This is a genomic window from Anaeromicrobium sp. (assembly GCF_025210435.1).
Classification (GTDB): domain Bacteria; phylum Bacillota; class Clostridia; order Peptostreptococcales; family Thermotaleaceae; genus Anaeromicrobium.
In genome coordinates this window covers 1-12,420 of the sequence record NZ_JAOART010000069.1, presented here as the reverse complement: position 1 = coordinate 12,420, position 12,420 = coordinate 1, and the positions used below count along the sequence as shown (strand labels likewise).

Here is a 12,420-nt window from a genome sequence, read left to right as displayed (position 1 = left end):
GGCCTGTTGATAACGAAGGGGATAAATATGAAAAGTGATATGTTTTTTTTCTACCAAGGATTTCATCCTATGTTTATAGTAGATTATAATAGTTATAATATAGTAGATATAAACGAAAAAGCTAAGGGTCTATTTAATATGGACTTGAGTAAGGACAATAAAATAGAAAAACTTATTCCAGATATAAATGAAAATATTAGGAATAAAATAGAAACAGATTATATATTAAGGAATAGGTTTGTTTTTCACAGTTGGTTTGATATTTACTTAAGAAGAATAAACCTAAAAAATAAAGATTATATATGGATACAATTAATAGATGTTAGTACATATAAAATAAAAGAAGAAGAAGCAAACTATATTGCTTATCATGATACGGTTACAAACTTGCCAAACAGAAGATATGTGGATCATTATGTGAATGGAATTTTTAATAATGCCATGGCAGAAAATAAAAATATAGGATTCATGTTTATTGATTTAGATAATTTTAAAAGTATTAATGATAAGTATGGTCATATGGCAGGAGACCAAGCATTAAAAATTGTAAGTAATCACATAAAAAGAGCCCTAAGAAAAGGGGATCTAATAGCCAGGTTTGGAGGAGATGAATTTTTAGTAGTCTTAGAAGATCTGCCTAAAACAGAAATTGTAAATTTTGTGGCTGAGAGGATAATAGAAGAACTACAAAGGCCTATAATATTGAAAGGAAAAAAAATGAACATAACTTGTAGTATAGGTATTGGCATATTTCCTAAGGATGGAAATGATATGGAGTCCATAATAAATCATGCAGATAAGGCCATGTATGAAGCTAAGAAACTTGGAAAAAATACATATAAAAAAGATTATTAAATAGCTAAAGCTTTACTTTAGCTATTTTTAACTATTGAGGTATAATTAAGATAATATGATAATACAGAGAGGAAGTAAAAAATGAATTCCAAGGAAATAGTTAAAGATATCATGGAAAATGAAGAATTAATACAGGCTATATTAAGCAATAAAAGAAAAAAGGATATTGAATATAATAAGGTTAACATAAGACCTATCCTTATAAAGGATGAATTATTATATCAATTCACCTATGTATATGATAATAAAGAAATCCATAAAAATATATCTAAAGATGAAGCTATAGAAAAAATGAGGAATTATATTAATTTAGATTTTAAACAATGTCAAATATATGGAGTAGAAAATGATTATCAAATATTGGTGAGTAAGAAATTTAAAGAAAAAATATTAAAGAAAAAACCAAGTAAAAAATTAGGAAACATAAGTCATAATAGGAAGAAAAAATACATAATAGAAGAGGATAAACCCTGTGATTTTTTAATGTACTTAGGAGTTATGAATAAGGAAGGAAAGGTTAAAAGTCAAAAGAGAGATAAGTTTAGACAAATAAATAGATTTTTAGAAATGGTAAGGGATGTGGAAAGTAATTTACATAAGGATAAAGAATTGAAGATAATAGATTTTGGCTGTGGAAAGTCATATTTAACCTTTGCCCTATACTACTATTTAGTTAAAGTATTAAACTTAAAGGTTAATATTATAGGTTTAGACTTAAAAAAAGATGTGGTAGAGTATTGTAACCAAGTATCTAAAAACTTAGGATATATGAATTTATCCTTTCAAGTGGGTAATATAGGAGAATTTAATGAGTTTGATCAGGTGGATATGGTAGTAACTCTTCATGCTTGTGATACGGCTACAGATATGGCATTATTTAAGGCCATATGTTGGAATAGTGAAATTATATTATCTGTTCCTTGTTGTCAACATGAACTTATGAATCAAGTAAAGAGTGAAACTTTAAAACCAATCCTAAAGCATGGAATAATAAAGGAAAGATTTAGTTCCCTAGCTACTGATTCGGCCCGTGTAAATCTACTAGAATTAATAGGATATGACACTCAAATAATAGAGTTTATAGAAACGGAGCATACACCTAAAAATCTGTTAATAAGGGCAATCAAATCTAACAATAAAAGGGAAGAACTATTAAAAGAGTATAAGGATTTTAAAGAATTTTTAAGTATAGAGCCATATTTAGAAAAACTACTAGTAGAAAACAATATGATCAATATTTAGGTAGATATAGATTTCGTATTTATAAACTAGCTTTATGTGAGCCTACTTCAGGAAAATATATTGAAAATTTTTTCCATTGAAGTCCTTGTCACAAGCGAAAGTGTGAATCTTCGTAGATAGGTTCATGAGTCATGTTGGAGTAGCATAGGATGTTGTGACGTTCCTCAATTTCCAAAATTTTCAATATATTTCCCCTTACAGGCAAGTTACTGTATAAAGAAATCTTAGTGTTACGAAATCCATAAGGCTGTTGAAACATTGAATAAATATGTGGATATTTCACAAATATTATAAACTTATCAACAATTTAAAAGGACGGATAAAACCGTCCTTATTATTATTCACTAATCTTAACTTGATGGTAAGTCTTCTTACCCTTTTTAATCATTAGCTCATTATCTTTAAAATCATTTAAAGTCACTTCATATTTAAAGTCAGTAACTTTTTCTCCATTTAAAGATACTCCACCTTGTTTTACTAAACGTCTAGCTTCACTAACAGAAGGAGTAAGGCCTAAATCACAAAGTAATTTAAGTAGTCCAATGCCTTCAGTGAACTCAGAAGAAATCATTTCTGTAGAAGGAACATTGGCACTAGCAGGTCCCTTTCCAAATAAAGCCTTAGTAGCTTCTAATGACTTAGTAGCTTCTTCTTCACCATGAACTAATTTAGTTACTTCAAATGCTAATATTTCTTTAGCCTTATTTATTTCTGCTCCTTCTAGGGCAGATAATCTTCTAACTTCATCCATTGGTAAGAATGTTAATAGGGATAGACATCTTTCCACGTCAGCATCAGCCACATTTCTCCAGTATTGGAAGAACTCATAGGGAGAAGTCTTTTCTGGATCTAACCAAAGGGCACCCTTTTCTGTTTTACCCATCTTTTTACCTTCGCTAGTAGTAAGTAGTGTAAAGGTCATACCAAAGGCTGGTTTACCTGACTTTCTTCTGATTAGGTTAGAGCCGGCAATAATATTAGACCATTGGTCATCTCCACCCATTTCCATTTTACAACCATATTTTTCATTTAATACATAAAAATCGTAAGCTTGCATTATCATATAGTTAAACTCTAAAAATGATAATCCCTTTTCCATACGAGACTTGAAACACTCTGCACCTAACATTCTATTAACAGAGAAATTAGCTCCCACTTCCCTTAGGAATTCCAAATAATTTAAATCCCTTAACCAATCTGCATTATTAACCATAAGTGCTTTGTCATCAGTGAAATCTATAAATCTAGATAATTGTTTTTTAAAGTTTTCAGCATTAGAGTCAATATCTTTTACTGAAAGCATCTTTCTCATATCAGTTTTTCCAGATGGGTCTCCTACCATGGTAGTGCCTCCACCTAATAAAACGATAGGTCTATGACCTGCCCTTTGCATATGCATCATGGTCATTGCTTGTAAAAAGTGTCCCACATGTAAACTATCTGCAGTAGGGTCAAAACCAATATAGAAAGTAACAGATTCCTTACCTAAAAGTTCTCTGATTTCATTTTCGTGAGTTGTTTGTTGTATAAATCCTCTTTCCTTAAGAGTATCAAATACATTAGCCATTAACTTCACTTCCTTTCATAAATTTATAAATATTATTTCAACAAAAAAAGGGCCTTCTCATCTTTTAAGGACGAGAGGACCCGTGGTACCACCTTAATTTGCATAAAGCCTCATATCCACTATAACGGGTGGGGACCGTCAAATTTAAATTTGAAACTCAGATTAGTGTAATTCGTATATCATGTCCTATAGATTTTTCACCAACCAATCTACTCTCTGAATTGTAACCATGATAACTTAATAAATAATCCTCAATGTCTGTATCATTATTATTTTATCCTATATTAACATATATTCATGCATAATGACAAGATTTTGTTTAAGACATAATCAAAATTACTTCCCAATATGTCTAGTTTATTTTTTTAACGTGCCTAATATGAATAATAAATAATGAAAGTGAAAAACCTAAATAAAAGAAAAACATTGAAAAACTTAATGAAAACCTTTAAAATAGATAAGTCAGTTGGAAATATTTTCACATTAAAAACTATGGGGAGTTATAGACATGAAAAATAAGACTAGATTTTTAGTACATGGGGCCATAATAGGAGCCATATATGTGGTACTTACCATAATATTTGCTCCAATAAGTTATGGTCCTATGCAGGTAAGAGTTTCAGAGGCATTAACCGTATTGCCTTTTTTTACACCAGCAGCCATTCCAGGACTATTTGTAGGCTGTGTAATTGCTAATGTATATGGTGGTGGAGGTATGGTTGATATAGTATTTGGTAGTTTGGCAACCCTATTTGCTGCCTTTGCATCATACAAAATGCCTAAAAAAATATTAGTTCCATTACCTCCTGTACTTATAAATGCAGTTGCCATAGGGCTTATATTAAATTACTTGTCCAATCTTCCATTTTTTGCAAGTGCCCTTTGGGTAGGCCTAGGACAAATGGTAGCCTGCTATGGGTTAGGATATCCATTAATGATGATTTTAGAAAAATATGAGAATACTTTATTTAAAAGGGGACGATAATAACCGTCCCCACAGCCCTTAAAACCTTAGATCCCTTTCCCCCTTTTCGAGTCTTCTTAAAAGGGAAGTGGCAGCTGATTTTGCCTTTTCATTAGGAATATCATTTAAAAATTTATCTATTACATCTTCACCCTTTCCTTTTAAATCATCATCAGCATAATCTAACAAAAATTCTTTAAAAGTAAGTAGGGCATTAGGCAAACATACATTTTGAATTTGACCAGTCTTAGCCAATCTCATGAATCTATCTCCTGTACGGCCTTCTCTATAACAGGCAGTACAATAACTTGGTAAATATCCCGTTTCACAAAGTTCCTTTAATATTTCAATAGGAGAACGATGATCTCCCACTTCAAATTGAGGTTTTCTTCTTTCATTAATATGTTCATATTCTTCTAGGTAACCACCAACTCCTGTACAAGAGCCGGCACTTATTTGAGAAACACCAAGGGCCATGACTTCACTTCTGTACTCAGGCTCTTCTCTCGTAGATAAAATCATTCCCGTATAAGGAACGGCCAATCTCAAAACAGCTACGATTTTTTTAAAATCATGATCATTTACAAGATATGGGAAATTCTTCGTATCCACATCTAGGGCATTCCTAAGTCTTGGTACAGATATGGTATGAGGTCCTACACCAAAAGTATCTTCTAAATGCTCTGCGTGCATTAACATGGCAATAGTTTCGTATTTATAATCATAAAGTCCATATAGGGTACCGATACCCACATCGTCAATGCCAGCCTCCATAGCCCTATCCATGGCTGTAGTATGCCATTCATAGTTATGCTTAGGGCCAGTAGGGTGGATTTTTTCGTATGTTTCCTTATGATAAGTTTCTTGGAACAATATATAAGTACCTATATCTGCATCCTTCAATCTTTTATAGTTATCTACCGTAGTAGCAGCTATGTTCACATTAATTCTTCTGATACTACCATTGTTAAACTTTAAGGAATATATAGTATTAATACATTCTAATATATAATCTAGTGAACAATTAACATTATCTTCTCCAGCTTCTAGTGCAAGTCTTTTATGACCTAAACCTTCTAATATTTTAACCTCATTTGCCAATTCATCCATAGTTAACCTTTTTCTTTGTAAATTTAGATTAGAATGTTTATATCCACAATAGACACAATTATTCACACAATGATTGCTAACATATAGGGGAGCAAACATTACTATTCTTTTCCCGTATATATTTTCCTTTATTTCCTTTGCTTCCTTGTAAATTTCATTTAATATTTCCCCATCATCTATATTTAATAAAACTGATGCCTCTTTATGGGTAAGGCCTTCTAATTTTCGAGCCTTTTCTAAAAGACTTTTAACATAACTTTTATCCTTTGATTTTTCTTCACCATATTTTATAGAAGATAATATTTCTTCATGGTTAATAAATTCTACAGCTTTTAATCTTTCCAATTTAAAAAAACCTCCTTAAACCTATATTATTCATAGAAAAATAAAAAAATCTTCCTGAGTATAGGAAGTTATAAAAGGATAGTCCATAGAATATAAGGATTAAGATTGGATAAAAGTTAATGAAATCTAATATCCTATTTAAATACTTATAAAATAAGGTAGACCTATAACATCCTTCCCTTTTACTCAGATTACTTTGTAATTAGGTAAGAAATAATTTGTAATGGCCCCCATAGGAGAAAAACTCCTATGGGAGGATTGATTATATAAATTATACCCTAATTAATTATTATTTACCATATGTAAATTCAACAAAAACATGCATTAGATAAAAATTCCATTGACAAGTAATTAAGATGAATATATAATAGTGATAATCATTATCATTTAAAAAGGAGGTAAAAATTATGACTGCTTTAGTGGTAGGTGCGGATAAGCTAGGTAACATACCTGATGTATTAAATGAAAAGGGAATAACGGACTTTATACATTGGAAGGGAAGAAAAAAAGGCATGAGAAATATGACCATACCTAAAAATATAGATATGGTCATTGTTTTATACGATTACATAGAACACAACTTAGCTAAGATAATTAAAAAGGAAATAAAAAACATAGAGGTTCCCTGTATTTTCGCCAAAAGGTCTGTAAGTGATTTGAAAATTCAACTAGAAAGATGTAGGGAATGTAGAAAGTGTACGAAGAATATACAGTAAATGGCATGGATCGTCCATGCTTTTTATTTGGAGATATAATTTGTTAATTATTTATTGACAAAGATTTTAGCTTATGATAATATTTATCAAGGAAGAATGAGTAACAATACGGAACGAAATATTAGAAATAAGGTGATTTTATTATGTTATTATCAAAGGCAAAAGTAGGAGAAACATTTACAATTGAAAAGGTTGAAGGGAAAGAAAAAATTAAAAAATTCCTATTTTCATTAGGATGTTTTGAGGGTCAAGAGGTTACTCTTATTTCTAAATTAGCAGGGAATTATGTAATTAATATTAAAGACAGTAGATACGCCATTGATGAAGGAATGGCTAAATCTATCATTCTTCAAGGATAAGGCAAAGATTAATATGAATAAATTAATAATATGCTATGAAATAGCATATTATATTTTGAATACATATTGAGAATGATTATTGAATCCAAATAATAATTATTGTTTATAGAGGGGGAGTTAGTATGAAAATTGCATTGGCAGGTAACCCTAACTGTGGGAAAACTACACTGTTTAATGCCATTACAGGAAAGACAGAAACAGTGGGAAACTGGTCTGGAGTTACTGTAGAGAAGAAAGAGGGTAGTCTTAAAAAGAAGTATAATCCTAAAAAAGAAGATATAACTATAGTTGACCTTCCAGGAGCATACTCCATATCTCCATTTACTGGAGAAGAAGCAATCACAAGGGATTTTATTTTAGATGAGAAACCGGACGTTATAGTAAATATTGTAGATGGAGCTAATGTTAGTAGAAGTTTATTTTTCACAACTCAACTTATGGAACTAGGTATTCCTGTAGTAATTGCACTTAATAAAATGGACATATTAAATAAAAGGGGAGATGAAGTAGATAAAGGCACTTTAGGAAAACTTCTTAATTCTAAAGTTATATCTACAACGGCTACGTCAGAAGATGGATTATTAAATCTTATGAATGAAGCCATAGCCCTAGGGAAAGAAAGTAAAACTCAAGTTGCACCGAAATTTAAAGGAAAAGAATCAGCCGATTCAGATAAAAAGAGACAAGAATTTGTAGATGATATTATAAGTAAATGCCAAGTTAAAAAGAGAAGAGTAGATGAAGTTACCCTTTCTGATAAGGTAGATAGAATTGTAGCCCATAAATGGTTAGGTTTACCTATATTCTTTCTTATAATGTGGGGAGTGTATACTTTTTCAATTGAAGGTCTTGGCGGATATTTATCAGGATATTTTAATGATGTATTATTTGGTGAGATAGTTCCAGAGGCAGTTAATGGCCTTTTTGAAGGATTAGGAGTTAGTCCACTTCTTCAAGCCCTTATAGTAGATGGAGCTATTGGAGGAGTAGGAGCTGTAATAGGTTTCTTACCTTTAATCATGGTACTATTCTTTTGTTTATCATTACTTGAAGATTGTGGATATATGGCTAGAGTTGCCGTAATAATGGATAGATTCTTTAAGAAAATCGGTTTATCTGGAAAATCTATAATTCCAATGATCGTAGGTTCTGGTTGTGCTATACCAGGAGTTATGGCCACAAGAACTATTGAAGATATGAATGAAAAGAGAATGACAACAATTCTTACACCTTTTGTGCCGTGTGGTGCAAAGTTACCAATCATAGCTTTATTTGCAGCAGTATTCTTCCCAGAAAGTACATGGGTTGCACCGAGTATGTATATAATTGCCATAACTATGATTGTTATTGGAGGACTTTTGTTAAAGAAATTATTTGTATGGGAAAATACTTCCATGTTCATAATGGAGCTTCCGGAATACAAATGGCCTAGTTTAACTCATGCATTTAAACAAATGATAGATAAGGCTAAAGGATTTATCTATAAGGCAACAACTATCATATTAGTATGTAATACATTTGTATGGTTTGCTCAAGCCTATAGCTGGGGACTTAATCCAGTGGAAGACCAGGGCTTAAGTATATTAGCTTCATTAGGAAGACTTATTGCTCCTATATTAATACCTCTAGGATTTATAGGATGGCAATTGGCAGCAGCAGCCATAACTGGATTTATTGCTAAGGAAAATGTAGTGGCTACCTTTGCCGTATTATTAGCTGTAGCCTCTGAAGAAGCACTTCATTTACCTGGAGGAGCACTATCAGAAATGTTTACACCAGTAACTGCTTTTGCATACTTATTGTTTAACTTATTCACACCACCATGTTTTGCAGCAATGGGTGCTATGAATTCAGAAATGGGTTCTAAAAAATGGTTATTTAAAGGTCTTGCATTCCAATTTGGAGTAGGATATATATTAGCCATGTTAGTTACTCAAATAGGTTCATTAATAGTATATGGTACGCCAGCAACAGGTTTTGTTCCAGCTATTGTTATATTAGTTGCTACTGTAGTATACCTTGTTACAGCAATTAAAAAGGCGGATAAGGAACGTGCTAAATTAGAAAACGAATTAAGGGTTGGTGCATAATGCTATCCAATGTAATAGTTGGAATTGTCTTTGGAGCCATTGTATTATGGGCTTTTAAAAGAGCACGTAATGACGTGAAAAATAGTAGATGTGGTGGCTGTAGTACTTGTTCTAGCAAGAGTAAGTGCAATACTAAAAAATAAAATTATACCTTCATATATATGGTTATTCCTTACCATATATATGAAGGTTTTTTTCTTGTTTAAAAAGGATTACTATTATATACTTGAGTTTAGGCAGATGCCTTAGAAGAGGAGGGGGAGTATGAAGGTCACTATAGATGGACATTTTGATTTATTATATGATGTATTAAGAAAGAGGAAAATGGGAAAAACTCATGTAATAGAGAAGGATTTTTTAGAAGATTTAAAAAAGGGTGGAGTTAATGTATTAGTGTCTTCTCTATTTATAGATTCTCAGTTTATACCTGAAATGGCATTGAGAAGGGCATTAGATCAAATAAATTCCTTATATGAAGAAATAGAAGAATCAGGGGACAAGATAAAACTCTGTAGGAATGTAGATGATATGAATGGGGCTTTAGAATCGAATAAATTAGGGGTGTTTTTGTCCTTTGAGGGTATTGAACCCATATATAATGATTTGGGATTACTAAGGGTATTCTATGAGCTAGGGGTTAGGCTTGTGGGTCTTACATGGAGTAGAAGAAATTATGCTGCTGATGGCGTATATTTTTCACCCTTAGAGGAAGGTCAGGTAGGAGGTCTTACTAACTTTGGTCATAGGGTAGTTAAAAGGGCTCAAGAATTGGGGATGATAATAGATGTGAGTCACTTAAATGAGCCAGGATTTTGGGATTTAATGAAAATAACTAAAACCCCCATAATCGCATCCCATTCTAATTGTAAGGGATTAGTGGATGTGAGTAGAAATTTGAGTGATGAACAGATAAGGGCCATAGCCCATACGGATGGGGTAATAGGAATAAATGCTGCAAATATGTTTGTTTCAAAAGATGATAATGGGGCCAATTATAAATCTTATGTGGATCATATAGACTATGTATGTAATTTAGTAGGTCATAAACATGTGGCCCTAGGATTTGATCTTTGTGATCACATAAGAAAGCATGAATATAAGGAACATAAGGATAATAAGTTCTTTGATATTATAAAAAACCATTCACAGGTTTATAAAATAAAAGAAGAGTTAAAATTAAGAGGTTATAGGGAAGAACATGTAGATGATATATTAGGACGCAATTGGGTTCGTGTATATGACAAGGTACTAAAATAGGAGGAGAAAATGAGAAAATTACTATATATATTGATGATTATCATATCTATTACATCCATTTCCTTTTCAGAGGAAATGAACGATGAAAATATTCATACGGAAAGGGGAATTATATTAAAGGCTAGTGAAGTTAAAGTGGATGATACATCTTCAGAAAAATACCAAATGGTAGACGTGAAAATAACTAGTGGAGAGTATAAAGATGAAACCTTTAGTATAGTACATTATATACCAGAAAATATGGCCTATTCTATAATAGTGAAAAAGGGTGATAAGGTAGTTACTGTATTAGACAATATGGATGGAGAGTTAAATGTGGGCATATCTGACTTTGTTAGAAAGGACAAAATATTATATATGGCCCTCTTATTCATATTTTTAATCATACTGATAGGAAGAGTTAAAGGAATTAAGGCTGCCATAACATTGTTTTTTACCATGTTTTTAATTTTGAAGGTTCTTCTTCCTGGTATATTAAACGGATATAATCCCATATGGCTAACTATTGGAGTATCTATTTTAATTACGGTTATTACTCTAGTGATTATAGGTGGAATCAACTCTAAAAGTATATCAGCCATAGTAGGAACCACATTAGGAGTAGTTATAGCAGGTTTACTGGCCTACTATGTGGGGGCTACAGCTAAACTAACAGGCCTTAGTAGTGAGGAGGCCATGATGCTTATGTATATTCCCCAAGAAATAAAATTTAACTTTAAAAGTCTACTTTTCTCAGGAATAATAATGGGAGCATTGGGAGCTGTAATGGATGTGGCCATGTCCATATCATCAGCCATAGAAGAAATATATAAGGCTAATGAAGCTATGACTAAGAAGGAACTATTCATGTCAGGAATGAATGTGGGAAAAGATGTTATGGGAACTATGAGTAATACTCTAATACTAGCTTATACAGGAAGTAGTATTCCATTACTCCTATTATTTATGGCCTATGAAAATTCCTTAGTTAAAATATTAAATTTAGATATAGTGGCTACGGAAATAATAAGATCTTTAGCTGGTAGTATAGGTTTGGTTATGACTATACCTATTACAGCCTTTGTGGCAAGTTTTCTAATTAAAAAAGAGAATATATAATAAGGCATATTCAAAAAATAAATTAGTCATTTCACTGGTTATTTGAATTATTTTCTTCGTTATGGAATCGCTTACATATGTTTAATATGGTCGCCCACCATGCCTTGAAAATAATCCAAATTCCTCAGAGAACTGACTAGTTTATTTCTTTCATATGCCTAAAAGGAGTATTTTAGTATTTAGAGCTAAAATACTCCTTTTATTATAGTTTCAGTCTCGGCGGTACCTAAACGAAGTGCTGTGGCATATTTAACTCATATTTCGTATTGCTTTCTTATTAAATCCCATTTGATTGGCTTAGTTAAAATAGATTGTAAATTTTCATAAACGGCTGCTATTCCTGTATCAGGTCTATGTAATTTCTTTGAATGAACTGATTTAAATCTTGGCATAAGTTGAAATCCTAATAGATGACAAAATGCAAATGCAACATCGCTTTGTCCGTAATTTTAACTTTTACGGTTTCTCTCATTTTAGGGCGTATAATTCCATCAAAAGGCATGTATTCAGAATTAGGAAAATAGCGTATATTTGTATGAGAATATTTTCTTATAATGTCCAATGCATGTATAACAGGTTTATGAGCATTATTATTAGAAGAAAACTCTAAAGTTTTTAACAATTTCGGAACCATTCTTCTATAATGTTTTCCATAGCTAGAACGCATTATTGTATATATGAGTTTTCATAAAGTTTGAGACTGAGTATATCTATACCCTACATTTCTTAGTATAATTTTTCATTAAGTTTGAGACTGATTTCTATAAAGTTTGAGACTAAGTTGTTATTTTGCAAAAAGTTTGAGACTGAGTTTTTT

At 31.7% G+C, this 12,420-nt stretch carries 11 protein-coding genes and 1 pseudogene; 9 read left to right on the top strand and 3 right to left on the bottom strand.

Translation table 11 applies throughout. From position 1 onward, the window contains the following. The first annotated feature begins 27 nt into the window (after nt 1–27). On the top strand, nt 28–855 hold the full coding sequence (locus N4A57_RS08440) for a GGDEF domain-containing protein (RefSeq protein ID WP_293657520.1): 828 nt from the start codon (nt 28–30) through the stop codon (nt 853–855). 81 nt (nt 856–936) lie between these two features. After that, nucleotides 937–2,097: a class I SAM-dependent methyltransferase gene (locus tag N4A57_RS08435; RefSeq protein WP_293657518.1), complete on the top strand. Its 1,161-nt coding sequence runs from the start codon at nt 937–939 to the stop codon at nt 2,095–2,097. Nucleotides 2,098–2,434: 337 nt separating this feature from the next. On the opposite strand, the gene tyrS is transcribed toward N4A57_RS08435, so the two are convergent. After that, nucleotides 2,435–3,664 carry a tyrosine--tRNA ligase gene (tyrS, locus tag N4A57_RS08430; protein ID WP_293657517.1) on the bottom strand — a complete coding sequence of 410 codons (1,230 nt, stop codon included), beginning with the start codon at nt 3,662–3,664 and terminating at the stop codon, nt 2,435–2,437. Nucleotides 3,665–4,172: 508 nt separating this feature from the next. Here tyrS and N4A57_RS08425 point away from each other — a divergent pair. Beyond that, the gene (locus N4A57_RS08425; RefSeq protein WP_330671487.1) at nt 4,173–4,649 is read left to right on the top strand and encodes a QueT transporter family protein; all 477 of its coding nucleotides are present in this window, start codon (nt 4,173–4,175) and stop codon (nt 4,647–4,649) included. Between the two features lie 18 nt (nt 4,650–4,667). Here N4A57_RS08425 and hydG read toward each other — a convergent pair whose 3' ends face one another. After that, entirely contained in the window at nt 4,668–6,083 is a 1,416-nt protein-coding gene (gene hydG, locus N4A57_RS08420; protein WP_293657515.1) for a [FeFe] hydrogenase H-cluster radical SAM maturase HydG, read from the bottom strand. Nucleotides 6,084–6,490: 407 nt separating this feature from the next. On the opposite strand from hydG, the gene N4A57_RS08415 reads away from it, so the two are divergent. The 6 genes from N4A57_RS08415 to N4A57_RS08390 all read left to right on the top strand — a co-directional run bounded on the left by N4A57_RS08415 (nt 6,491) and on the right by N4A57_RS08390 (nt 11,603). Beyond that, on the top strand, nt 6,491–6,799 hold the full coding sequence (locus N4A57_RS08415) for a DUF2325 domain-containing protein (protein WP_293657513.1): 309 nt from the start codon (nt 6,491–6,493) through the stop codon (nt 6,797–6,799). Nucleotides 6,800–6,942: 143 nt separating this feature from the next. Beyond that, nucleotides 6,943–7,158: a FeoA family protein gene (locus tag N4A57_RS08410; protein ID WP_293657512.1), complete on the top strand. Its 216-nt coding sequence runs from the start codon at nt 6,943–6,945 to the stop codon at nt 7,156–7,158. 122 nt (nt 7,159–7,280) lie between these two features. Then, nucleotides 7,281–9,248, top strand: coding sequence for a ferrous iron transporter B (feoB, locus tag N4A57_RS08405; protein WP_293657510.1), 1,968 nt, complete (start codon nt 7,281–7,283; stop codon nt 9,246–9,248). After that, nucleotides 9,248–9,391 (top strand): FeoB-associated Cys-rich membrane protein, encoded by a 144-nt coding sequence (locus tag N4A57_RS08400; protein WP_293657508.1) that lies wholly within the window; start codon nt 9,248–9,250, stop codon nt 9,389–9,391. The genes feoB and N4A57_RS08400 overlap by 1 nt, the downstream gene beginning before the upstream one ends. Nucleotides 9,392–9,512: 121 nt before the next feature. Beyond that, nucleotides 9,513–10,505 (top strand): dipeptidase, encoded by a 993-nt coding sequence (locus tag N4A57_RS08395; protein WP_293657507.1) that lies wholly within the window; start codon nt 9,513–9,515, stop codon nt 10,503–10,505. A 9-nt stretch (nt 10,506–10,514) separates the two neighbouring features. Continuing rightward, nucleotides 10,515–11,603: a YibE/F family protein gene (locus N4A57_RS08390; protein ID WP_293657505.1), complete on the top strand. Its 1,089-nt coding sequence runs from the start codon at nt 10,515–10,517 to the stop codon at nt 11,601–11,603. A gap of 257 nt (nt 11,604–11,860) precedes the next feature. On the opposite strand, the pseudogene N4A57_RS08385 reads toward N4A57_RS08390, so the two are convergent. After that, nucleotides 11,861–12,052: pseudogene (locus N4A57_RS08385) on the bottom strand (Tn3 family transposase); the annotation flags it as partial. Nucleotides 12,053–12,420: the final 368 nt, after the last annotated feature.

Coding starts and splice junctions, on each gene's coding strand:
- N4A57_RS08425 (WP_330671487.1), top strand. CDS start 4,173: ATGAAAAATAAGACTAGATTTTTAGTACATGGGGCCATAATAGGAGCC.
- N4A57_RS08400 (WP_293657508.1), top strand. CDS start 9,248: ATGCTATCCAATGTAATAGTTGGAATTGTCTTTGGAGCCATTGTATTA.
- N4A57_RS08435 (WP_293657518.1), top strand. CDS start 937: ATGAATTCCAAGGAAATAGTTAAAGATATCATGGAAAATGAAGAATTA.
- tyrS (WP_293657517.1), bottom strand. CDS start 3,664: ATGGCTAATGTATTTGATACTCTTAAGGAAAGAGGATTTATACAACAA.
- N4A57_RS08410 (WP_293657512.1), top strand. CDS start 6,943: ATGTTATTATCAAAGGCAAAAGTAGGAGAAACATTTACAATTGAAAAG.
- N4A57_RS08440 (WP_293657520.1), top strand. CDS start 28: ATGAAAAGTGATATGTTTTTTTTCTACCAAGGATTTCATCCTATGTTT.
- feoB (WP_293657510.1), top strand. CDS start 7,281: ATGAAAATTGCATTGGCAGGTAACCCTAACTGTGGGAAAACTACACTG.
- N4A57_RS08395 (WP_293657507.1), top strand. CDS start 9,513: ATGAAGGTCACTATAGATGGACATTTTGATTTATTATATGATGTATTA.
- N4A57_RS08390 (WP_293657505.1), top strand. CDS start 10,515: ATGAGAAAATTACTATATATATTGATGATTATCATATCTATTACATCC.
- N4A57_RS08415 (WP_293657513.1), top strand. CDS start 6,491: ATGACTGCTTTAGTGGTAGGTGCGGATAAGCTAGGTAACATACCTGAT.